Source organism: Arthrobacter sp. NPDC058288 (assembly GCF_042880995.1).
Classification (GTDB): domain Bacteria; phylum Actinomycetota; class Actinomycetes; order Actinomycetales; family Micrococcaceae; genus Arthrobacter.
Map to the genome: position 1 here is coordinate 522,423 of NZ_JBHVYH010000001.1, position 22,990 is coordinate 545,412.

Here is a 22,990-nt window from a genome sequence, read left to right on the forward strand (position 1 = left end):
GCAGGCTCTGGCAGCCGCGAAGAAGGTCCGAAATGAGGCTGGTTCGACGTAAGCGCAGTTGTTGCGTAGACTAGTTCTCCGGTGTTGAAAACACGATGATGGCCTGCGCCCCGCGAAGTCTGCGGGAAGTGTGGTGTGATTGGTTTTCGATCCATAGGGTAGTGGCGCAATTGGTAGCGCAGCGGTCTCCAAAACCGCAGGTTGCAGGTTCGAGTCCTGTCTGCCCTGCGCAAGCGGTTCCGGCGGTTAGCCGGGGCCAGCGCAGCAACCATGGTTCAGTTCAGAGCCGGGTAATCCGACATTTGCGAGGATGAGTGAGGACCAGGTGACCGAAACGGCTGCAAGCAGCTCCAAGGGCCGCCCCGCCAAGAATGCCGCCAAGTCCGGCATCTTCGCTCGCATCGCACTCTTCATCCGCCAGGTCATCGGCGAACTGAAGAAGGTCGTAGCACCCACCCGCAAGGAACTGATCAACTACACGCTCGTGGTGCTGGTGTTCGTGATCATCATGATGCTCATTGTTACCGTCCTGGACTTGGCTTTCGGGACCGGAGTGAGCTGGGTCTTCGGCGGCACAGGCCCCACGGACCGCTAAGGCGATCCGTCCGCAGACTGCGTGGAATGCTTCCGATAAACCGGAAGGGTTCACGGGGTGTGCGGAATTGAGCCATTTAAATAGGCATGTTAGGCAATGAGGAAGCAGGAGACCAAGTGTCTGAGCAGGAGCTCGAGGTAACTGAGACTGAGCTGGATAGGTCCACGGACAGCACAACAGACGCCGCGGCGGTAGCCGGGGAAGAGTCCGAGGTTGAGTCTGCTGCGCCCGATTCCATCGACGATTCCTCTGAGGCCGACGCTGAGTCCGACGACGCCGCACGCGATGAAGACGCCGCACGCGATGAAGATGCTGACGCCGAAACGGGCGACGACGCTGAATCCGACGAAGATGAGGCTGACGCCCTCGCCGCAGCTGCCGCCAAGGCCGAGGTTGATCCGGCAGAGGAATTCAAGGCCAAGCTGCGCCGCCAGGAGGGCGACTGGTACGTCATCCACTCCTACGCAGGTTACGAAAACCGCGTGAAGGCCAACCTTGAAACCCGCATCCAGACCCTGGACATGGAAGATTACATCTTCGAAATCCAGGTTCCCATGGAAGAAGTCGTGGAGATCAAGAACGCCCAGCGCAAGGTCATCAACCGCGTGCGCATCCCCGGCTACGTCCTGGTCCGCATGGACCTGACGGATGCCTCGTGGGGTGCTGTCCGGCACACCCCGGGTGTCACCGGATTCGTGGGCAACGCCCACAACCCCGTGCCGCTCCGCCTCGACGAGGTCTTCTCCATGCTCGCCCCGGTCTTCGAAGAAGAGCAGGCCGAGAAGGGCAAGCCGGTCAAGCACGCCGCAGCTCCGGTGGACGTCGACTTCGAAGTTGGCGAGTCCGTCATCGTCAAGGAAGGTCCGTTCGAGACCCTCCCCGCCACGATCTCCGAGATCAAGATCGATTCCCAGACCCTCGTGGTGCTGGTCTCCATCTTCGAGCGCGAGACCCCGGTTACCCTGGCATTCAACCAGGTCACCAAGATCTAGCAACACCCACAGAATTCGCTCCGGGGCTGCCCGCTTAGCAGCCACGAAGCGGCCGGCCGCCTCGCCATGGCGGCCACCAACCTGAGGCACGCTCCTGTGTCCCAGGACGTAATTGAGAGAAGGACCCTACATTGGCTCCCAAGAAGAAGGTCACCGGCCTCATCAAGCTGCAGATCCAGGCAGGTGCCGCCAACCCGGCCCCGCCGATCGGTCCTGCGCTTGGCCAGCACGGTGTCAACATCATGGAATTCTGCAAGGCGTACAACGCTGCGACGGAAGCCCAGCGCGGCAACGTTATTCCTGTTGAAATCACGGTCTACGAAGACCGCTCGTTCACGTTCATCACCAAGACCCCGCCGGCTGCAGAGCTCATCAAAAAGGCTGCAGGCGTCGCCAAGGGTTCAGCTACCCCGCACACCGTCAAGGTTGCCAAGCTGACCCAGGCCCAGGTCAACGAGATCGCCTCCACCAAGATGGAAGACCTCAACGCCACCAGCCTCGAAGGCGCAGCGAAGATCATCGCCGGCACCGCCCGCTCCATGGGTATCACCGTCGAGGGTTAATTCCCCACCGCTGATGCGGCTCGCGTATTCGGACAGACACCGATTACGACGCCGGACGGCACCGCCGGGAGACCGGCACCACTGAATCATTGAAATGTTGGAGATCCAGCCCGATCATCCAACTGTGGCAGGGCCCAGCGCGGTCCGCAGACCACAACTGCACAAGGAGAATAAGCAGCATGGCAAAGCGCAGCAAAGCATATGAGGCAGCCGCCGCCAAGATCGACGCGGAGAAGTTCTACGCGCCGTTCGAGGCAGTGACGCTGGCCAAGGACACCAACCCGTCCAAGTTCGACGCCACCGTTGAGGTCGCTTTCCGCCTGGGTGTAGACCCGCGTAAGGCTGACCAGATGGTCCGCGGCACCGTTAACCTGCCGCACGGCACCGGTAAGGTTGCCCGCGTCCTCGTCTTCGCAACGGGCGACAAGGCAGAAGCAGCAATTGCTGCCGGCGCCGACTTCGTTGGTTCCGATGACCTGATCGAAAAGATCGCAGCCGGCTGGACCGACTTCGACGCAGCCGTCGCGACCCCTGACCTCATGGGCAAGGTTGGCCGCCTCGGTAAGGTCCTGGGTCCGCGTAACCTGATGCCGAACCCGAAGACCGGCACCGTGACCCCCGACGTCACCAAGGCTGTCAACGACATCAAGGGTGGCAAGATCGACTTCCGCGTCGACAAGCACTCCAACCTGCACTTCATCATCGGCAAGGTTTCGTTCGACGCCATCAAGCTGGCCGAGAACTACGCAGCTGCACTGGAAGAGGTCCTTCGCCTGAAGCCCTCCGCTTCCAAGGGCCGCTACATCCAGAAGGCCACCGTGGCTACCACGTTCGGCCCGGGCATCTCGGTTGACCCCAACGTCACCAAGGTCCTGACCGAGGTCTAATCCTCGCTGGTTCCAACTGAAAGACCGTCCCGCAGCCGCGGGGCGGTCTTCCTGCGTCTGCACCCATTTATTTGCCGGCCGGAGGTGTACGACGGCGAATGGCAGTGGAAGCTGGGACCGGAGTCGGTCATGACGTGGAATGCCAGCGGAAACCGGCATATGCTGGCGTAAATATTCGCTTGGATTCAAGCCCGCCGGCTTTGAAGGTGAGTGGCAGAAACGACTGGAATGACGCCCTCTATGGTTGAAGACGTACGGATCGAACAACTCTGGATTCCCGATTCCCTCGACGGGCCCGACAGCGCCGATTTCCTGGCCGCCGTCGAAGTTGGCCGCAAGGTGCGGATGCAAACGTGGGGGAGTGATGATCTCGCCTACACGCCGCTTGAGAAGCTCCTGGAACTTGCCGATCCCTACGAGCGCCAGGTCATCCTGGTGGCCAAGGTGCAGGGCCAAATTGTGGGCACGGTGGATATCGCCCTGCCACTCGCGGATAACCTTGACCTCGCTGAATTCACGCTGGACATTCTGCCGGAATTCCAGCGCCAGGGAGTGGGACGCCAGTTGCTGGAGGCGGCTGAGCAGTTTGCCCGGGCCGAAGGGCGGAGCATGATCCTGATCGACACCAACCATCCCGGCGTTTCATTGAGCAGCTCCGTGGACGACCAGCTTGTCCCCGGCTCCGGGCTTGGCTTTGTTCCGATGGGGAGCCGGGAAGTGGAGTTCGCCCGGAAGACCGGCTACACCCTGCAGCACATTGAGCAGTTCAGTTCGTGCCTGCTGCCGCTGGACACCAAGCTGGTCGCGGAGTTGTCCGATGAAGCCGAGCAGGCCAATGCGGGCCGCTACCGCTTGCATCACTGGACGGACAGGTGCCCGGACATCTGGCTCGAGGGTGTGGCCGCCCTGGAGAACCAGGCCGGTGAAGACACCGAACCGTCCACTCGGACGGAAGAGCAAATGGTGTTCGACGGCGCCATGATCCGGAAGGCGGAAGACGCCACCATCGCGCAGGGACGGCGAACGGTGGTCACCGCCGTCGAACATATTGCCACCGGGATGCTGGTGGGGCTGACTACCATCAGCGTCCTGTCCCAGAGGCAGGACGTTGTGTTCCAGGACGACACCGTGGTGATGCAGGAACACCGGGGCAACAAGCTGGGCCTGCTGATCAAGGTGGCCAACATGGTGCGCCTGACCGAGCAGTTCCCCGACGCCAGGGTCATCTATACCTGGAATGCCCCGGAAAACAGGTACCTGCTCAAGGTCAACCAACAGCTGGGCTTCAACACCGCGGGCGTCACCGGGATATGGCAGAAGGAGCTGCCGGACCTCGGACCGAGCAGCAGCTAGCGGCCCCGATTTGGAGTACGGGCGGCGTTGCCCGTAAGCTTGAAGGACCAAAGACCGTCGGTTGTTGGAATTCCACTCTCCTGGGCATAGCTCACTTCTGCAGTTGTGTGCGGGGGAGCCAGTGGATTTCCGGACGAAGGACCCTGAACATAGGGCGGCCAGCGCAGGTGAACGAAGTAAAGCTCCGCAGTCATGGACTGTGTCGAGCCAAGCCCCGTGCATCTGCCCGGGGCGTTTTTAGTTTTAGCTCACCTGAGCGGGGACCCGGAACACCGGCACTATCCCCGGAAGGAGGGTTATGGCAACGCCTACCAAGGTTTCAGCAGTAGCTGAGATCACTAACGATTTCAAGGAATCGAACGCCGCTGTCCTGACCGAATACCGTGGGCTCACCGTTGCACAGCTCAAGCAGCTGCGTGTTTCTCTCGGCCAGGACACCAAGTTCGCGGTCGTCAAGAACACCCTGACCGCAATTGCAGCCAAGGAAGCTGGTGTCGAAGCATTCGACGGTCAGCTCGCCGGCCCCACTGCAATCGCGTTCATCAAGGGTGACGCAGTTGCAGCTGCCAAGAGCCTGACGGATTTTGCCAAGACCAACAAGCAGCTGGTTATCAAGACCGGTTACTTCGAGGGCAAGGCACTGAACGCCAGCGAAGTTGCTGCCCTGGCAGCACTCGAGTCCCGCGAGCTGCAGCTCGCCAAGGTTGCAGGCATCCTCAAGGCTCCTGCTGCCGCTGCTGCACGCATCATCGACGCCCTGCGCCTCAAGCTTGAAGAAGAGAACGGTGCACCGGCAGCTGCCGAAGCGCCCGCCGCTGAAGAAGCTCCGGCCGCAGAAGCAGCAGAGACCGAAGCTCCGGCCGAAGCCGCAGCCACCGAAGAGAACTAACTCTCTTTCAAACCAGACTCCGGTGTGAAGGCAACGGCCCAGGCCGCCAAGCACCACCTATAGGAAGGACGCCACACCATGGCGAAGCTCACCAACGAAGAGCTCATTGAAGCTTTCAAGGAACTGACCATCATCGAGCTCTCCGAGTTCGTCAAGCTCTTCGAAGAGACCTTCGAAGTTACCGCTGCTGCTGTTGCCGTTGCTGGCCCCGCTGCCGGTGCTGCTGAAGAAGCTGAAGAGAAGACCGACTTCGACGTCGTCCTCGAAGCTGCTGGCGACAAGAAGATCGCAGTGATCAAGGAAGTTCGCGCCATCACTTCCCTGGGCCTCAAGGAAGCCAAGGACCTGGTTGACAGCGCTCCGAAGGCTGTCCTCGAAGGTGCAACCAAGGAAGCTGCCGAAAAGGCAAAGGAGCAGCTCGAGGCTGCCGGCGCCACCGTTACCCTCAAGTAACGTTCGAGCTCCGGAAGGCTTCCTGCTTTCCTTTCTGCTCCGGGAAACCCCGTCCACTCCGGTGGGCGGGGTTTCCTGCATCCGGGACCCGCACCAACAGCCGGTGAAGTTCCGAAAAAGATTGCGGACTCTCCTTTTCATGGTCTTTCTGCGGCCCTAGACTTTGGGTTTGTGCCTACCGGCCCCAACGTCAAGGAGCTCACACGATGACCGATCCGACCTCTTCGCCCTCCCGCCGCGCCATGCTCACGGCCGCCCTGGTCGGGGGGACCGCCGCCGCAGCCACCCTGGCCGGAGCCCCCGGCGCACAGGCCCTGCCGGCGCTCCAGTCCGGAGGGAAGAAGCAGTTCACCCTGACAGTGCTCGGCACCACCGACCTGCATAACAACGTCTTCAACTGGGACTACTTCAAGGACACGGCCTACACGGATCCGGCGGGCAACAAGATCGGCATCGCCCAGGCAGCCACGCTGATCAAGGCGATGCGGGCCGAGCGGGGGGCGCAAGGCACGCTGACCATCGACGCGGGCGACGCCATCCAGGGAACGCCGCTGGCCTACTACTTTGCCAAAATTCGCCCCATTTCCGAGTCGGTCACGCACCCCATGGCCCTAGCCATGAACGCCGTGGGCTACGACGCCGTCGGGCTTGGAAACCACGAGTTCAATTACGGCGTCCCGCTGCTTCGCACTTGGGAGAAGCAACTCGACTTCCCGCTCCTCGGAGCAAACGTCCACGACGCCGTGACCGGGGAGCGGGCCTTCACCCCGTATGTGCTCAAGCGCGTGAAGACGGACAACGGCTGGCTGACCGTGGGACTGGTCGGTTTCGTGACACCCGGTTGCGCACTCTGGGACCGCGACAACGTCCAGGGAAAACTGGACTTCAACGGAATTGTTGAAGAAGCCAGGATCGTTATCCCGCACATGAAGGCCGCCGGAGCCGACGTCGTGATCGTCTCCAGCCATTCAGGCGCGACGCCGGGCTCCTCCTACGGCGATGCCCTTCCGTTCCCTGAAAACGCCTCCACACAGTTGGCGGAGGAAGTGCCGGGGATCGATGCCATCCTGGTAGGCCACGCCCACGTGGAGATCCCGGAACGATTCGTCAGGAACAGTGCCACCGGCCAGCAGGTGCTCCTGACCGAGCCACTGAAGTGGGGCATGCGGGTCGCCGTGATGGACCTCCAGCTGGCCAAGGAGAAGGGGCAGTGGAGCGTCACTTCAGCCTCGTCCCACCTGCTGGACGCGAAGACCGTAGAGGCGGATCCCGCCGTCGTCCGCGCCGTTCAGGCCGGGCACGAGGCCACGGTGGCGTATGTGAACGAGGTGATCGGAACGTCCACGGCCCCGCTCAGCACCGCCAGCGCCTGCTGGGAGGACTCTGCGGCCATCGACGCCATCAACTACGTCCAGGCCAGCACCATCAAGGCGGAACTGGCCGGCGGTCCTGCAGCAGGTCTTCCGGTGCTGTCCATTGCCGCGGCGTTCTCGCGCGCCGTGGACGTGAAAGCCGGACCCCTTAGCATCCGTGATGTCGCGGGGCTCTACATTTTCGACAACACGCTGCTGTCCATCAAGGTCACCGGCGCTCAGGTGAGGGCCTACCTCGAATGGTCGGCGCAGTACTTCAAGCCGGTTAGTTCCGCCACGGCCCGCGCGGCCGACGTTACCAACGCCAGCACCGCGATGGCGCCGAACGGAACCCCGGACTACAACTACGACGTCGTCTACGGCCTTGATGCGCCGCTGACCTATGACATCGACCTGGCACGGCCCGTAGGCGAGCGTATCGTCAACCTCAGCTACGGGGGAGAGGCGCTGCGTGCAGAGCAGGAATTCGCCATGGCCATCAACAACTACCGCCAGAGCGGCGGAGGAAACTTCCCGGCAGTCAAAACGGCCCCCGTCCTGTCAAACAGCCAACAGGAAATCCGGCAGCGGATCATTGACTACGTTGTTGATAACGGCGCCCTTGATGCGGCCCTGTTCAGCCGGAAGGACTGGCGGCTTGTGGTCAACGGCCAGCCCTTGGCGGTCACACCCTAGTCCCAGTGGCCCGGCGCCAGACGCTGTAGCCTGGCGGCGCCGGGACCTAGACGGCGTCGCTGATGTCCGCCACCACGGCGTCCAGCGCCGCGGTCAGGGCATCGGCGTCCACGAAGGCACTGTAGCCGTGCTGCCCGGCCCCCATGGAAATCCGCCGCCCTGCGATTGCCGCGTCTGCGTAGACCGGCCACGGCGTGGTGCTGCCCAGCGGGGTGATCGTGCCGCGCTCGTAACCGGTAGCCTCCAGCGCAACGTCGGCCGGCGGCAGGGAAAGCTTGTTGACGCCCAGCAGGCTGCGGAGCTTCGGCCAGGAAATCTGGCGGTCTCCCGGCACCAGGGCGAACAGGAAGCTGCCGTCCTTATGCTTGACCACCAGGGACTTCACGATGTCAGACGGCTGGATGCCCAGGATCCGGGCCGCCTCTTCGAGGCTGTTCGCGGCGAGTCGCTCCACGAGCTGGACATCCAGCCCGCGGGCGGCGGCATCGGCAAGGAAGCGCTCCCTGCCGGTCCCGCTTGCCCCGTCGCTTGCGTTATCAGTAGCGCCAGCGTTGTCGGCCACAGTCGTCAGTCCCGGTAGAGGAGGAGTGCTTCGCCCTGCCCGCCGCCGCCGCACAGTGAAACCGCGGCCTTGCCGGTGCCACGGCGTTTCAGTTCGTGCGCGGCATGTCCGGCCAGACGGGCTCCCGACGCCCCGATGGGGTGCCCCAGGGCGATGGCGCCGCCATGGATGTTGCACTTTTCCAACGGGTACTGCAGGTCCTTGAGCGACTGGACCGCAACCGAACCGAAGGCCTCATTGATCTCAATGAAGTCGAGGTCTGCGGTGCTCCATCCGGCGCGGTTCAGGGCATTCTTGATTGCATTGGACGGCTGCGAGTGCAGCGAATTGTCCGGGCCAGCCACCTGGCCCGGCTTGCCCACCACCGCAAGGTAGTCCAGGCCGTTTTCTTCCGCGAATTTGCGGCTGGTTAACACCAGGGCGGCGGCGCCGTCGGAGAGGGGCGAGGAGTTGCCCGCCGTGATGGTGCCGTCACTGACGAATGCCGCACGGAGCCCGGCCAGCGACTCGATTGACGTATTCGGGCGCACGCCTTCGTCGGTGGCCACTACCACCGGATCCCCCTTCCGCTGTTTGACGCTGATCGGCGCGATCTCGTCGTCGAATACTCCGTTCTTGGCGGCCAGGGCAGCGCGCTGGTGGGACTGGGCCGCCACGTTGTCCTGCGAGGTCCGGTCGATGCCAAGAACCAAATTCTTGCTTTCCGTGGACAGCCCCATGGACTGCCCGTCGAAGGCATCGGTCAGGCCGTCATGCGCGGCCACATCCAGCGCCTGGACGGTCCCGTAGGTCCAGCCCTGCCGGGAACCCGGCAGGATGTGCGGCGCCCGGCTCATGGATTCCTGACCACCGGCGACGACGACGGCGGCGTCACCGCTGCGGATCATGCGGGCGGCGTCGATCACGGCTGTGAGGCCGGAAAGGCACACTTTGTTGATGGTTACGGTGGGGACGTTCCAGCCGATCCCGGCGCCGATGGCGCTCTGCCGTGCCGGGTTCTGGCCCGCTCCCGCCTGAAGCACCTGGCCCATGATGACCGCATCCACCTGGTCCGCGGTAACGCCGCTCGCAGCCAGGGCCGCCTTGATGGCATGCGCCCCGAGTTCCACGGCCGTGAAGCCGGCCAACTGGCCGTTGAGTCGGCCCTGCGGCGTGCGGGCCGCAGCGAGGATGACAACATCATTGTTGTCTGGGGAGTTGCTCATGGTTTCTCTTCCGATCTGTGACGATGTAGGCCAAGGCTATCGTGAGCCGAATCACCTATCCATTCAAACGCACGCGCGGCAGGCTCCATTCCGCGGCCCGGACGGGTAGCTCTGCCCATCCTGCGAATGTGCGGCACCGGACACGGCTGAGTAGGGTGGATGGCGGATATGCCCGTCCCGGGAAGACGTTGTGGGGAAACAGGAGCTCAGATGAAGAAGATACTTGCAGTCGCGGCCGTCGCAGGCCTGGCCGGACTCACGGCTTGCAGCGTTTCCACTCCCGCGCCGGACAGCGCCACATCGACGCCTGCCCCGGCCACGTCCTCCTCCGTGCCGTCCCGGGCGACGCCGTCGGCCTCTGAGTCCGCGGCCGCTTCCGGAACGTCCGGAGTGAAGGAAGCATGCGAGAAATTCAACACCCTCTACGCGGAATACAAGGCTGCGGGAGGCAATAAAAATGCCTACGAGGACATCTACCTCAAAGCGGAGGACGCGAAGGGCGCCGTCTCCGGCGACCTCGAAGGCCTTTTTGCTGCACTGAGCCTCATCGCCATCGACCATTCGGCAGCCGGCGGAAGCGGCGAGCCGGAACAGGCCTCCAAGGACGCTGTCCGAGATGCGGTGTTCGCCAACGCCGGCGCCTGCACCGCCGAAGGTGTGACACTCACCCTGTAGCGCCGCCGTCGCAGGCGGCCCGCCTGCGACGGTGCGCTTGTGACGGTGGGCTTGTGACGGTGCGCAGGCCAACTAGGTGCCCGCGGCAACAGTGCTTGCAATAAGCGGGGAAGTGGGGTAGACACGTACGCTGTTTTGCCGTATCGTAGATATTTGCGTCTTCCCTGTTTACCTTCAGCCTTCATATAGCGGTGGGCTTTGCCTAGCAGCTGATCCATCGACGTGCCGTCAAAGACGTGTCACACCATGGGCAGCCTGGGTCCCGGGTCATATAGCGGAACCGGACTGGTAGCGCTGCGGAGTCATTCTGCAGGGCTTGCAACGGGGGAGATCTGAAAACGCCTGAAGGTCTGTGGAAGGATCCCTCTTGGTCGCCTCGAGCACCTCTAATGTAAACAACGCTACCGCTATCAATGCCGACAGCACCGATGGTGCCACTCGCCGGCTCTCATTCGCAAAGATTCACGAACCTCTTGACGTTCCGAATCTGCTTGCCCTGCAAACGGACAGCTTCGACTGGCTGGTCGGAAACGAACGCTGGCAGGCACGCGTTGCGAAGGCCGTCGAAGAAGGCGACCTCAGCGTCGCCACTAGCTCCGGTCTGTCTGACATCTTCGAAGAGATCTCCCCGATCGAGGATTTCCAGGGCACCATGTCCCTGAGCTTCTCCGATCCGGAGTTCGCTGATCCCAAATACACCATGGCAGAGTGCAAGGACCGGGACGCTACGTACTCGGCTCCGCTGTACGTTAAAGCCGAGTTCATGAACAACAACACGGGCGAAATCAAGCAGCAGACCGTGTTCATGGGTGACTTCCCGCTGATGACCGAGAAGGGCACCTTCGTAGTCAACGGCACCGAGCGCGTCGTTGTCTCCCAGTTGGTCCGTTCCCCGGGCGCCTACTTCGAGCGCACCGCTGACAAGACCAGCGACAAGGACATCTTCACAGCCAAGATCATCCCGTCCCGCGGTGCCTGGTTCGAGCTCGAAATCGATAAGCGCGATCAGGTCGGCGTCCGCCTTGACCGCAAGCGCAAGCAGTCCGTCACGGTGCTGCTGAAGGCCCTCGGCTGGACCGAAGGCCAGATCCTCGAAGAGTTCGGCCAGTACGACTCCATGCGCGCAACGCTGGAGAAGGACGCCACCGAAACCCGCGAAGACGCCTTGCTGGACATCTACCGGAAGCTGCGACCGGGCGAGCCGCCCACCGTCGAGGCTGCCCAGTCCCTGCTGGACAACCTGTACTTCAACTCCAAGCGCTACGATCTGGCCAAGGTCGGCCGTTACAAGATCAACCGCAAGCTTGGCATCGACCGCTCCCTTGGCGACAAGGAAGCTTCGGTCCTGCACGTTGAAGACATCGTCGCAATGATCAAGTTCCTGGTTGCACTGCACGCCGGCGAGAAGACCCTCACCGGCAAGCGCGACGGCCAGGACCACGAGCTGCGCGTCGAAATCGATGACATCGACCACTTCGGCAACCGCCGCATCCGCGCCGTCGGCGAGCTCATCGAGAACCAGGTCCGCACCGGCCTGTCCCGCATGGAGCGCGTCGTCCGCGAGCGTATGACCACGCAGGACGTCGAAGCCATCACGCCGCAGACGCTGATCAACATCCGTCCGGTGGTGGCAGCCATCAAGGAGTTCTTCGGAACCTCCCAGCTGTCCCAGTTCATGGACCAGAACAACCCGCTGTCGGGCCTGACCCACAAGCGCCGTCTGTCCGCGCTTGGCCCGGGTGGTCTGTCCCGTGACCGTGCAGGCATGGAAGTCCGAGACGTTCACCCGTCCCACTACGGACGTATGTGCCCCATTGAAACCCCTGAAGGCCCGAACATTGGCCTGATCGGTTCGCTGGCTTCCTATGGCCGTATCAACCCGTTCGGTTTCATCGAGACGCCTTACCGCCTCGTGTCCGAGGGCGTCGTGTCCGATGAGGTCCAGTACCTGACGGCCGACGACGAAGCAGAGGTCCTGATCGCCCAGGCCAACGCTCCGCTGGACGAGAACAAGAAGTTCGCCGAAGAGACCGTCCTGGTCCGCGCCCGTGGTGGTGGAGGCGAGCCTGTGCTGGTTCCCGCCGCCGACGTCGAGTTCATGGACGTTTCCCCGCGCCAGATGGTATCCGTGGCTACGGCCCTGATTCCGTTCCTCGAGCATGACGATGCAAACCGCGCACTCATGGGTGCCAACATGCAGCGCCAGGCCGTGCCGCTGGTCCGTTCCGAGGCACCGTTCGTCGGTACCGGCATGGAGCGCGCCGCTGCAGTCGACGCCGGTGACGTTGTCATCGCGAAGAAGGCCGGTGTGGTCACCGAGGTGTCCGCCGAACTCGTCATCATGCTCAACGACGACGGCACGGAAACCAACTACCGCATCAACAAGTTCGCGCGTTCCAACCAGGGCAACTGCTACAACCACCGTGTCCTGGTGAGCGAAGGCCAGCGCCTGGAGGTCGGCGGCATCATCGCTGACGGCCCGGCAACGGACCAGGGCGAACTTGCCCTCGGCAAGAACCTGCTCGTGGCATTCATGTCATGGGAAGGCCACAACTTCGAGGACGCCATCATCCTCTCGCAGCGCATTGTTGCCGAGGACGTTCTTTCCTCCATCCACATCGAGGAGCACGAGATCGATGCCCGCGACACCAAGCTTGGTGCCGAGGAAATCACCCGTGACATCCCCAACGTGTCCGAGGAAGTCCTGGCAGGCCTGGACGAGCGCGGCATCATCCACATCGGTGCCGAGGTTGAAGCAGGCGACATCCTGGTCGGAAAGGTCACCCCGAAGGGTGAAACCGAACTGACCCCGGAAGAGCGCCTGCTGCGTGCCATCTTCGGTGAGAAGTCCCGCGAAGTGCGCGACACGTCCCTGAAGGTTCCCCACGGCGAGTCCGGCACCGTCATCGGCGTCCGCGTCTTCGACCGCGACAACGACGACGAACTGCCCCCGGGCGTCAACCAGCTGGTCCGCGTTTACGTGGCCGCCAAGCGCAAGATCACCGACGGCGACAAGCTCGCCGGCCGTCACGGCAACAAGGGTGTTATCTCCAAGATCCTCCCGATCGAGGACATGCCCTTCCTTGCCGACGGCACCCCCGTTGATATCGTCCTGAACCCGCTGGGTGTTCCGGGCCGTATGAACGTCGGCCAGGTGCTCGAAACGCACCTCGGCTGGGTTGCCAAGACCGGTTGGAAGATCGAAGGCGAGCCCGAGTGGGTCAAGCAGCTGCCGAACCTGCCGCGCGAGAGTGGCCAGACCACTGTTGCAACGCCGGTCTTCGACGGTGCGCGTGAAGAAGAAATCACGGGCCTGCTCGACTCCACCAACGTGACCCGCGACGGTGACCGCCTGATCAACTCCTCGGGCAAGACCCGCCTGTTTGACGGCCGCTCCGGCGAGCCGTTCCCGGATCCGATCTCGGTCGGCTACATGTACATCCTGAAGCTCCACCACCTGGTGGACGACAAGATCCACGCGCGCTCCACCGGCCCGTACTCCATGATCACGCAGCAGCCGCTGGGTGGTAAGGCTCAGTTCGGTGGCCAGCGCTTCGGTGAAATGGAAGTGTGGGCGCTCGAAGCTTACGGCGCCGCCTACACGCTCCAGGAACTCCTCACGATCAAGTCGGATGATATCCATGGTCGCGTGAAGGTCTACGAAGCCATCGTCAAGGGCGAGAACATCCCGGAGCCGGGCGTTCCTGAGTCCTTCAAGGTCTTGATCAAGGAAATGCAGTCGCTGTGCCTGAACGTGGAAGTACTCTCCACGGACGGAACCACAATTGAAATGCGTGACTCTGATGACGCAGTCTTCACGGCTGCGGAAGAACTGGGCATCGATCTGTCTCGTGCAGAGCCCAGTTCCGTAGAAGAGGTCTAGCAGGGCGTCCGACGGCGGGTGACCACCCGCCGTCGGACCCCTCGGCCCCTTCCCGTAACCCAAGACTTCAGAATTTAGAGAACAAGAGAGAACAGGGACCATATGTCCAGCGAATCCTCCTTCGGCCTCATGCAGATCGGCCTCGCCACCGCGGAAGACATCCGTGGCTGGTCTTACGGCGAGGTTAAGAAGCCGGAAACCATCAACTACCGCACGCTCAAGCCCGAGAAGGACGGCCTCTTCTGCGAGAAGATCTTCGGCCCGTCCCGCGACTGGGAATGCTACTGCGGCAAGTACAAGCGCGTGCGCTTCAAGGGCATCATCTGCGAGCGGTGTGGCGTTGAGGTCACCCGTGCCAAGGTCCGCCGTGAGCGCATGGGCCACATTGAACTGGCTGCGCCCGTAACGCACATCTGGTACTTCAAGGGTGTTCCGTCCCGCCTGGGCTACCTCCTTGACCTGGCACCGAAGGACCTTGAGAAGGTCATCTACTTCGCTGCCTACATGATCACGAGCGTCGACACCGACAGCCGCCACGAGGAACTGCCCAACCTGCAGGTTGAGCACGACATCGAGAAGAAGCAGCTGGTTGACAACCGCGACTCCGACATCGCCACGATCGCCCGCGACCTCGAGAACGAGCTTGCCCGTCTCGAAGGCGAAGGCGCCAAGGCTGCCGACAAGAAGAAGGCCCGCGACTCCGCGGACCGCCAGATGGCCAACGTGCGTAAGCGTGCCGACGCCGACATCGAACGCCTCGAGCAGGTCTGGGACCGCTTCAAGAACCTCAAGGTCGCCGACCTCGAAGGCGACGAAGGCCTCTACCGCGAACTGCGTGACCGCTACGGCATGTACTTCGAAGGCTCCATGGGTGCCGAAGCCATCAAGAAGCGCCTTGAGAACTTCGACATGCAGGCCGAGTCGGACCTGCTGCGCGACATCATTGCCAACGGCAAGGGCCAGCGCAAGACCCGCGCCCTGAAGCGGCTCAAGGTTGTCAACGCATTCCTGACCACCAACAACAGCCCGCTCGGCATGGTGCTGGACGCCGTTCCGGTGATCCCGCCGGAACTGCGCCCGATGGTCCAGCTGGACGGCGGCCGCTTCGCGACCTCCGACCTCAACGACCTCTACCGCCGCGTGATCAACCGCAACAACCGCCTCAAGCGCCTGCTTGACCTGGGTGCTCCGGAGATCATCGTCAACAACGAGAAGCGCATGCTTCAGGAAGCTGTTGACAGCCTCTTCGACAACGGCCGCCGTGGCCGTCCGGTCACCGGACCGGGCAACCGTCCGCTGAAGTCCCTGAGCGACATGCTCAAGGGCAAGCAGGGCCGCTTCCGCCAGAACCTCCTGGGTAAGCGCGTTGACTACTCCGGCCGTTCGGTTATCGTCGTCGGCCCGCAGCTGAAGCTGCACCAGTGCGGCCTGCCGAAGCAGATGGCGCTGGAGCTCTTCAAGCCGTTCGTGATGAAGCGCCTGGTTGACCTCAACCACGCCCAGAACATCAAGTCGGCCAAGCGCATGGTTGAGCGTTACCGTCCGCAGGTCTGGGACGTTCTCGAAGAGATCATCACCGAGCACCCTGTGCTGCTGAACCGTGCACCTACCCTGCACCGCCTCGGCATCCAGGCGTTCGAGCCCCAGCTTGTTGAAGGCAAGGCAATCCAGCTGCACCCGCTGGTTTGTGGCGCCTTCAACGCTGACTTCGACGGCGACCAGATGGCAGTCCACCTGCCGCTGAGCCCTGAAGCCCAGGCTGAAGCACGCATCCTGATGCTGTCCTCGAACAACATCCTGAAGCCGTCTGACGGCCGCCCGGTGACCCTTCCTTCGCAGGATATGATCATTGGCCTCTACCACCTGACCACCAAGCGTGTCGGTTCAGCTGGCGAAGGCCGCATCTTCTCCTCGGTTTCGGAAGCCATCATGGCGTTCGACCTGCACGAGCTGCACCTGAACTCCCAGGTAAAGATCCGTCTTGAGGGCTTTGTTCCTTACGCCGGCTGGGAAGCTCCGGAAGGCTGGGAGCCGGGCCAGACCGCGCTCGTCCAGACCTCCCTGGGCCAGGTCATCTTCAACCAGACCCTGCCCGAGGACTACCCGTGGGTTGAGGCTGTTGCCGACAAGGGCGAATTGTCCCGCATCGTCAACGACCTTGCCGAGCGCTACCCGAAGGTTGTCACCGCGGCAACGCTGGACAACCTGAAGGATGCCGGTTTCTACTGGGCCACGCGCTCAGGCGTCACCGTCGCCATCTCCGACATCGAGGTCCCGGTTGAGAAGCCGGTCATCCTTGCCGGTTACGAAGAGCGGGCCGCCAAGATCCAGGGCCAGTATGACAAGGGCCTGATCGACGACGACGAGCGTCGCCAGGAACTGATCGAGATCTGGAACAAGGCAACGAACGAGATCGCGCAGGTTATGCGTGACAGCCTGTCGCCGATGAACACCATCAACCGCATGGTGTCCTCCGGTGCACGTGGTAACTGGATGCAGGTCCGTCAGATCGCGGGTATCCGTGGCCTGGTGGCCAACCCTAAGGGTGAGATCATCCCGCGTCCGATCAAGTCCTCCTACCGCGAGGGCCTGTCGGTGCTGGAATACTTCATCGCGACGCACGGTGCCCGTAAGGGTCTGGCTGACACCGCCCTGCGTACCGCCAACTCGGGTTACCTGACCCGTCGTCTGGTGGATGTCTCGCAGGACGTCATCGTCCGTGAAGAGGACTGCGGCACCGAGCGCGGCCTCGTCACCCCGATTGCCGTGGCTGACGCCAACGGCGAGCTGGTCCTGGACGAGAACGTTGAGAACAGCGCGTACGCCCGCACCCTGGCCGTGGACGTCGTTGACTCCAAGGGCAAGGTCCTGGCTGCCGGCGGCACCGACTGCGGCGACGTGGTCATTGCCGAACTGTTTGCAGCCGGTATCACCGAGGTCAAGGTCCGCTCTGTACTCACCTGTGAGTCCAGCGTCGGCACCTGCGCCCTGTGCTACGGCCGTTCGCTGGCCACCGGCAAGACCGTGGACATCGGTGAGGCAGTGGGCATCATCGCCGCACAGTCCATCGGCGAGCCCGGTACCCAGCTGACCATGCGTACGTTCCACACCGGTGGTGCTGTTTCCGCCAGCGGCGGCGACGACATCACCCAGGGTCTGCCCCGTATCCAGGAGCTTTTCGAAGCCCGTACTCCGAAGGGTGTCGCACCGATTGCAGAAGCAGCCGGCCGCATCACCATCGAAGAGTCCGAGCGCCAGATGCGCCTGGTCATCACTCCGGATGACGGCAGCGAAGAGATCGCCTACCCGGTCCTTCGCCGCTCACGCCTCCTGATTGAAGACGGCCAGCACGTCGCGGTGGGCCAGAAGCTCATCAACGGTCCGGTCGACCCCAAGCAGGTACTTCGCATCATGGGTCCCCGTGCTGCACAGAAGTTCCTGGTGGACGAGGTCCAGGGCGTGTACCGCAGCCAGGGCATCGGTATCCACGACAAGCACGTCGAGGTTATCGTTCGCCAGATGCTGCGCCGCGTCACGGTCATCGAATCGGGTGAATCCGACCTGCTCCCCGGCGAGCTCGCCGAGCGCAGCCGCTTCGAAGACGCCAACCGCCGCGTTGTGTCCGAGGGCAAGACTCCGGCTTCCGGACGTCCTGAGCTCATGGGTATCACCAAGGCATCCCTGGCGACCGAGTCCTGGCTGTCGGCTGCTTCCTTCCAGGAAACCACCCGCGTCCTGACGCAGGCGGCCATGGAAGGCAAGAGCGACCCGCTGCTCGGCCTCAAGGAAAACGTCATCATCGGTAAGCTCATCCCGGCCGGTACGGGTCTCCCGCGCTACACGGAGGTCACGGTGGAGCCGACTGAAGAAGCAAAGGCAAACCTGTTTACAGGTCCCAGCGCATTCAGCGACTTCTCCTACGACACCCTGGGCGGCGACGGAGCTCCTGAGTTCCACGCCATCCCGCTGGATGACTACGATCTCGGCAGCGATTTCCGCTAACCGTTAGTTCGGCGTCGGGCCCCGTCACCTCTCTGTTTTGACTAACGGAGCGGTGGCGGGGCCTTTCCGTTGGCCCGATTAAGGCTTGACGGCCGTCCATGTTAGACTGGATACCAATTGTTATTGTGGCAGTGGATGAGAGCGCCGGCTGAGCTGAAAGGCAAAGCCAGAGCGACGTTTCCGGTTTGCAGGGTTCTTGTGCAACGTATGCCACATTTTTGCATGCCTAGGGGCCGATCACGACGCGAGTCCAGGTCCCGGTCTGCGATCCGACTATTAAGGCTTCGCCTCAGCTGCTCTGGAGATTCTTCAAAGCTCGGGCGGCGGGGCAAAGCAAAAGGAGAGCGGCTGTCAGCGGCCGCTCCGGATAAAACGGAGAACACGAGAGTGCCTACGATTAACCAGTTGGTCCGTAAGGGCCGCACGCCTAAGGTCTCAAAGACCAAGGCTCCCGCGCTTAAGGGCAGCCCGATGCGCCGCGGTGTTTGCACCCGCGTCTACACCACCACCCCGAAGAAGCCGAACTCGGCTCTGCGTAAGGTTGCACGTGTGCGCCTTAACGGTGGCGTTGAGGTTACCGCCTACATCCCCGGTGTAGGCCACAACCTCCAGGAGCACTCCATTGTGCTCGTCCGTGGCGGTCGTGTGAAGGACCTCCCGGGTGTCCGTTACAAGATCGTCCGTGGCGCCCTCGATACCCAGGGTGTGAAGAACCGTAAGCAGGCCCGCAGCCGCTACGGCGCAAAGATGGAGAAGAAGTAATATGCCTCGCAAGGGTCCGGCCCCCAAGCGGCCGCTAGTACTAGATCCCGTTTACGGCTCCCCGCTGGTCACCCAGCTGATCAACAAGGTGCTGGTAGACGGCAAGAAGTCCACCGCTGAGCGCATCGTTTACGGTGCCCTTGAAGGCGCCCGCGCCAAGTCCGGCGGCGACCCCGTGGCAGCCCTCAAGAAGGCCATGGACAACGTCAAGCCTTCCCTCGAGGTCCGCTCACGCCGCGTTGGTGGCGCAACCTACCAGGTTCCGGTTGAGGTCAAGCCGGGCCGTTCCACGGCCCTAGCCCTCCGCTGGCTGGTTGGCTACTCCAAGGCCCGCCGCGAAAAGACGATGACCGAGCGTCTCCAGAACGAAATCCTGGATGCCTCGAATGGTCTCGGTGCCGCTGTGAAGCGTCGCGAAGACACCCACAAGATGGCCGAGTCCAACAAGGCCTTCGCACACTACCGCTGGTAATACTTCCCGGACGCCGCCGGCTCTGACGAGCCGGCGGCGAACGTGTAGTCCATCCGAAAGGGAGACACCGTGGCACAGGACGTGCTTACCGACCTTAGTAAGGTCCGCAATATCGGCATCATGGCCCACATTGATGCCGGCAAGACCACCACCACCGAGCGCATTCTGTTCTACACAGGTGTGAACCACAAGATCGGCGAAACGCACGACGGCGCTTCGACCACCGACTGGATGGAACAGGAAAAGGAACGCGGCATCACCATCACGTCTGCCGCCGTGACCTGCTTCTGGGAGAACAACCAGATCAACATCATCGACACCCCCGGCCACGTGGACTTCACGGTCGAGGTTGAGCGGTCCCTGCGCGTCCTCGACGGTGCAGTTGCCGTGTTCGACGGCAAGGAAGGCGTGGAGCCGCAGTCTGAGACTGTGTGGCGCCAGGCTGACAAGTACAACGTTCCGCGTATTTGCTTCGTCAACAAGATGGACAAGCTGGGCGCTGACTTCTACTTCACCGTGGACACCATCATCAGCCGCCTTGGTGCGAAGCCGCTTGTTATGCAGCTGCCGATCGGTGCCGAGAACGACTTCATCGGCGTCGTCGACCTGCTCTACATGCGCGCACTGGTGTGGCCCGGCGATGCCAAGGGTGACGTCACGATGGGTGCCAAGTACGAGATCCGCGAGATCCCGGCTGACCTCCAGGAGAAGGCTGACGAGTACCGCGCAACGCTCATTGAGACCGTTGCAGAGTCCTCCGAAGAACTCATGGAGAAGTACCTTGAGGGCGAAGAGATCTCCATTGACGAGCTCAAGGCCGGCATCCGCAAGATGACGATCAACTCGGAAATCTACCCGGTCTTCTGTGGTTCCGCGTTCAAGAACCGCGGCGTTCAGCCGATGCTGGATGCTGTTGTCGACTACCTGCCGAACCCGCTCGACGTCCCCCCGATGATCGGTCACGATCCTCGCGACGAAGAGAAGGAACTCACTCGTAAGCCGTCTTCCGAAGAGCCGTTCTCCGCACTGGCATTCAAGATCGCCGCGCACCCGTTCTTCGGTCAGCTGACCTTCATCCGCGTGTACTCCGGTCACGTTGAAGCGGGCGCCCAGGTGGTTAACTCCACCAAGGGCAAGAAGGAGCGCATCGGCAAGCTGTTCCAGATGCACGCCAACAAGGAAATGCCTGTTGAGGGCGCTACCGCCGGCCACATCTATGCAGCCATCGGTCTGAAGGACACCACCACGGGTGACACCCTGTGCGATGCCGCCAACCAGATCGTTCTCGAGTCCATGAGCTTCCCGGAGCCCGTGATCTCGGTTGCCATCGAACCGAACACCAAGGGTGACCAGGAGAAGCTCTCCACGGCCATCCAGAAGCTCTCCGCTGAGGACCCGACCTTCCAGGTCTCCCTCAACGAAGACACCGGTCAGACCATCATCGCCGGCATGGGCGAGCTCCACCTGGACATCCTGGTGGACCGCATGCGCCGCGAATTCAAGGTCGAGGCAAACGTTGGCAAGCCGCAGGTTGCTTACCGCGAAACCATCAAGCGCGCTGTAGAGCGTCACGACTACACGCACAAGAAGCAGACCGGTGGTTCCGGCCAGTTCGCAAAGATCCAGATTGCGATCGAGCCGCTGGACACCGCTGAAGGCGAGCTGTACGAGTTCGAGAACAAGGTCACCGGTGGCCGCGTTCCGCGCGAATACATCCCGTCGGTCGACGCCGGTATCCAGGATGCACTGAACGACGGCGTCCTGGCCGGCTACCCGGTTGTCGGCATCAAGGCCACGCTGATTGACGGCGCGTACCACGATGTTGACTCCTCGGAAATGGCGTTCAAGATCGCCGGCCGTATGGCTTTCAAGGAAGCTGCACGCAAGGCGAACCCTGTTCTGCTTGAACCGCTGATGGATGTTGAGGTCCGCACCCCTGAGGAATACATGGGTGAAGTTATCGGTGACCTCAACTCCCGCCGTGGCCAGATGCAGTCCATGGAGGATGCCCAGGGCGTCAAGGTTATCCGCGCACACGTCCCGCTGTCCGGCATGTTCGGCTACATCGGTGACCTGCGTTCCAAGACCCAGGGCCGTGCTGTTTACTCCATGACGTTCAACAGCTACGCCGAGGTCCCGAAGGCTGTCGCCGACGAGATCATCCAGAAGAACCGCGGCGAGTAGTCCACACCGGACTTTCAAAGCGACAAACTTGGGTGTATTTCCGATTTCGGAAACTCACCCGGTGCAGGTGGCCGGTTCCCGGTTAGATGCAGTCCGGTCAAGCCGGGCTCCGGCCATCTGCACGAACAGGCTCGAGGGACTAGTATTAGTTCCTGAATCTGCAATTTCACCAATCCAAAGCCCCCCAAGTAGACTTACTGGAGTTTCGGCCGCGACAAGCGCAGCCGAAGGGTAAGTCATTTGAAAACGTTCTAGGAGGAACCTGTGGCAAAGGCAAAGTTCGAGCGGACTAAGCCGCACGTTAACATCGGTACCATTGGTCACGTTGACCACGGTAAGACGACGTTGACGGCCGCCATTTCCAAGGTGCTGTACGACAAGTACCCGACTCTCAACGAGAAGCGTGACTTCGCGTCGATTGACTCTGCTCCCGAAGAGCGTCAGCGCGGCATTACCATCAACATCTCCCACGTTGAGTACCAGACCGAGAAGCGCCACTACGCACACGTAGACGCTCCGGGTCACGCTGACTACATCAAGAACATGATCACCGGTGCTGCTCAGATGGACGGTGCAATCCTCGTGGTTGCCGCCACTGACGGCCCGATGGCCCAGACCCGCGAGCACGTTCTGCTCGCCCGCCAGGTTGGTGTTCCCTACCTGCTGGTGGCACTGAACAAGGCTGACATGGTCGACGACGAGGAACTCCTCGACCTCGTTGAAATGGAAGTTCGTGAGCTCCTGAGCTCGCAGGGCTTCGATGGCGACGAAGCACCGGTCGTTCGCGTTTCGGGCCTGAAGGCCCTGGAAGGCGACCCGGAGTGGGTCAAGTCCGTTGAGGACCTGATGGCTGCTGTCGACGAGTCCGTTCCGGACCCCGTACGTGACCGCGACAAGCCGTTCCTGATGCCGATCGAAGACGTCTTCACGATCACCGGCCGTGGCACCGTTGTTACGGGCCGCGCCGAGCGTGGAACCCTCGCGATCAACTCTGAGGTCGAGATCGTCGGCATCCGTCCGGTCCAGAAGACCACGGTTACCGGTATCGAGATGTTCCACAAGCAGCTCGACGAAGCATGGGCCGGCGAGAACTGTGGCCTGCTGCTCCGCGGTCTGAAGCGTGATGACGTAGAGCGTGGCCAGGTTGTCGTCAAGCCGGGTTCCATCACCCCGCACACCGACTTCGAGGCTAACGTCTACATCCTCTCCAAGGACGAAGGCGGACGTCACAACCCGTTCTACTCCAACTACCGCCCGCAGTTCTACTTCCGCACCACGGACGTAACCGGCGTTATCACCCTGCCGGAAGGCACGGAAATGGTTATGCCTGGCGACAACACTGAGATGACCGTTGCGCTCATCCAGCCGATCGCTATGGAAGAGGGCCTCGGCTTCGCAATCCGCGAAGGCGGCCGCACCGTTGGTTCGGGACGTGTCACCAAGATCATCAAGTAGTACTTCACGA

At 62.2% G+C, this 22,990-nt stretch carries 17 protein-coding genes, 1 tRNA gene and 1 pseudogene; 17 read left to right on the top strand and 2 right to left on the bottom strand.

Annotated elements, in window-relative coordinates; translation table 11 throughout:
* Nucleotides 1–155 precede the first annotated feature (155 nt).
* The 10 genes and pseudogenes from ACFVWT_RS02420 to ACFVWT_RS02465 all read left to right on the top strand — a co-directional run bounded on the left by ACFVWT_RS02420 (nucleotide 156) and on the right by ACFVWT_RS02465 (nucleotide 7,780).
* A tRNA-Trp gene (locus ACFVWT_RS02420) sits at nucleotides 156–228 on the top strand.
* A gap of 82 nt (nucleotides 229–310) precedes the next feature.
* Nucleotides 311–595: a preprotein translocase subunit SecE gene (gene secE / locus ACFVWT_RS02425; RefSeq protein WP_390244922.1), complete on the top strand. Its 285-nt coding sequence runs from the start codon at nucleotides 311–313 to the stop codon at nucleotides 593–595.
* Between the two features lie 116 nt (nucleotides 596–711).
* Complete coding sequence (gene nusG / locus ACFVWT_RS02430; protein WP_390244924.1) at nucleotides 712–1,587, top strand: transcription termination/antitermination protein NusG; 876 nt, start codon at nucleotides 712–714, stop codon at nucleotides 1,585–1,587.
* Between the two features lie 131 nt (nucleotides 1,588–1,718).
* Nucleotides 1,719–2,150, top strand: a complete 432-nt coding sequence (rplK, locus tag ACFVWT_RS02435) for a 50S ribosomal protein L11 (RefSeq protein ID WP_003803853.1) — start codon at nucleotides 1,719–1,721, stop codon at nucleotides 2,148–2,150.
* Nucleotides 2,151–2,329: 179 nt separating this feature from the next.
* The gene (gene rplA / locus ACFVWT_RS02440) at nucleotides 2,330–3,037 is read left to right on the top strand and encodes a 50S ribosomal protein L1 (RefSeq protein WP_011692825.1); all 708 of its coding nucleotides are present in this window, start codon (nucleotides 2,330–2,332) and stop codon (nucleotides 3,035–3,037) included.
* 123 nt (nucleotides 3,038–3,160) lie between these two features.
* Nucleotides 3,161–3,269 (top strand): annotated as a pseudogene (locus ACFVWT_RS02445) (GNAT family N-acetyltransferase); the annotation flags it as partial.
* Between the two features lie 8 nt (nucleotides 3,270–3,277).
* Nucleotides 3,278–4,390 (top strand): GNAT family N-acetyltransferase, encoded by a 1,113-nt coding sequence (locus tag ACFVWT_RS02450; RefSeq protein WP_390244927.1) that lies wholly within the window; start codon nucleotides 3,278–3,280, stop codon nucleotides 4,388–4,390.
* A gap of 298 nt (nucleotides 4,391–4,688) precedes the next feature.
* Nucleotides 4,689–5,279 carry a 50S ribosomal protein L10 gene (gene rplJ, locus ACFVWT_RS02455; RefSeq protein ID WP_011692822.1) on the top strand — a complete coding sequence of 197 codons (591 nt, stop codon included), beginning with the start codon at nucleotides 4,689–4,691 and terminating at the stop codon, nucleotides 5,277–5,279.
* 78 nt (nucleotides 5,280–5,357) lie between these two features.
* Nucleotides 5,358–5,732 carry a 50S ribosomal protein L7/L12 gene (gene rplL / locus ACFVWT_RS02460; RefSeq protein ID WP_043483052.1) on the top strand — a complete coding sequence of 125 codons (375 nt, stop codon included), beginning with the start codon at nucleotides 5,358–5,360 and terminating at the stop codon, nucleotides 5,730–5,732.
* 206 nt (nucleotides 5,733–5,938) lie between these two features.
* Nucleotides 5,939–7,780 (top strand): bifunctional metallophosphatase/5'-nucleotidase, encoded by a 1,842-nt coding sequence (locus ACFVWT_RS02465; protein WP_390244929.1) that lies wholly within the window; start codon nucleotides 5,939–5,941, stop codon nucleotides 7,778–7,780.
* A 46-nt stretch (nucleotides 7,781–7,826) separates the two neighbouring features.
* Here the strand turns inward: ACFVWT_RS02465 and ACFVWT_RS02470 are convergent, their stop codons facing one another.
* Both ACFVWT_RS02470 and ACFVWT_RS02475 read right to left on the bottom strand, forming a co-directional pair.
* Complete coding sequence (locus ACFVWT_RS02470) at nucleotides 7,827–8,342, bottom strand: aminoacyl-tRNA deacylase (protein WP_390244931.1); 516 nt, start codon at nucleotides 8,340–8,342, stop codon at nucleotides 7,827–7,829.
* Between the two features lie 5 nt (nucleotides 8,343–8,347).
* A complete protein-coding gene (locus tag ACFVWT_RS02475) occupies nucleotides 8,348–9,547 on the bottom strand; it encodes an acetyl-CoA C-acetyltransferase (RefSeq protein ID WP_390244933.1) in 1,200 nt (399 codons plus the stop codon).
* A gap of 210 nt (nucleotides 9,548–9,757) precedes the next feature.
* Between ACFVWT_RS02475 and ACFVWT_RS02480 the strand changes: the two genes are divergently transcribed.
* From ACFVWT_RS02480 to tuf, 7 genes are all read left to right on the top strand, one after another.
* Nucleotides 9,758–10,222: a hypothetical protein gene (locus tag ACFVWT_RS02480; protein WP_390244935.1), complete on the top strand. Its 465-nt coding sequence runs from the start codon at nucleotides 9,758–9,760 to the stop codon at nucleotides 10,220–10,222.
* 367 nt (nucleotides 10,223–10,589) lie between these two features.
* Entirely contained in the window at nucleotides 10,590–14,105 is a 3,516-nt protein-coding gene (gene rpoB / locus ACFVWT_RS02485; protein ID WP_209743095.1) for a DNA-directed RNA polymerase subunit beta, read from the top strand.
* A gap of 102 nt (nucleotides 14,106–14,207) precedes the next feature.
* A complete protein-coding gene (locus tag ACFVWT_RS02490) occupies nucleotides 14,208–18,107 on the top strand; it encodes a DNA-directed RNA polymerase subunit beta' (protein ID WP_043483032.1) in 3,900 nt (1,299 codons plus the stop codon).
* Nucleotides 18,108–18,494: 387 nt separating this feature from the next.
* A complete protein-coding gene (rpsL, locus tag ACFVWT_RS02495) occupies nucleotides 18,495–18,869 on the top strand; it encodes a 30S ribosomal protein S12 (RefSeq protein WP_009358312.1) in 375 nt (124 codons plus the stop codon).
* Between the two features lies 1 nt (nucleotide 18,870).
* Entirely contained in the window at nucleotides 18,871–19,341 is a 471-nt protein-coding gene (rpsG, locus tag ACFVWT_RS02500) for a 30S ribosomal protein S7 (RefSeq protein ID WP_026531948.1), read from the top strand.
* A 69-nt stretch (nucleotides 19,342–19,410) separates the two neighbouring features.
* Entirely contained in the window at nucleotides 19,411–21,525 is a 2,115-nt protein-coding gene (gene fusA / locus ACFVWT_RS02505) for an elongation factor G (protein ID WP_390244938.1), read from the top strand.
* A gap of 264 nt (nucleotides 21,526–21,789) precedes the next feature.
* The gene (gene tuf / locus ACFVWT_RS02510) at nucleotides 21,790–22,980 is read left to right on the top strand and encodes an elongation factor Tu (RefSeq protein WP_003803827.1); all 1,191 of its coding nucleotides are present in this window, start codon (nucleotides 21,790–21,792) and stop codon (nucleotides 22,978–22,980) included.
* Nucleotides 22,981–22,990: the final 10 nt, after the last annotated feature.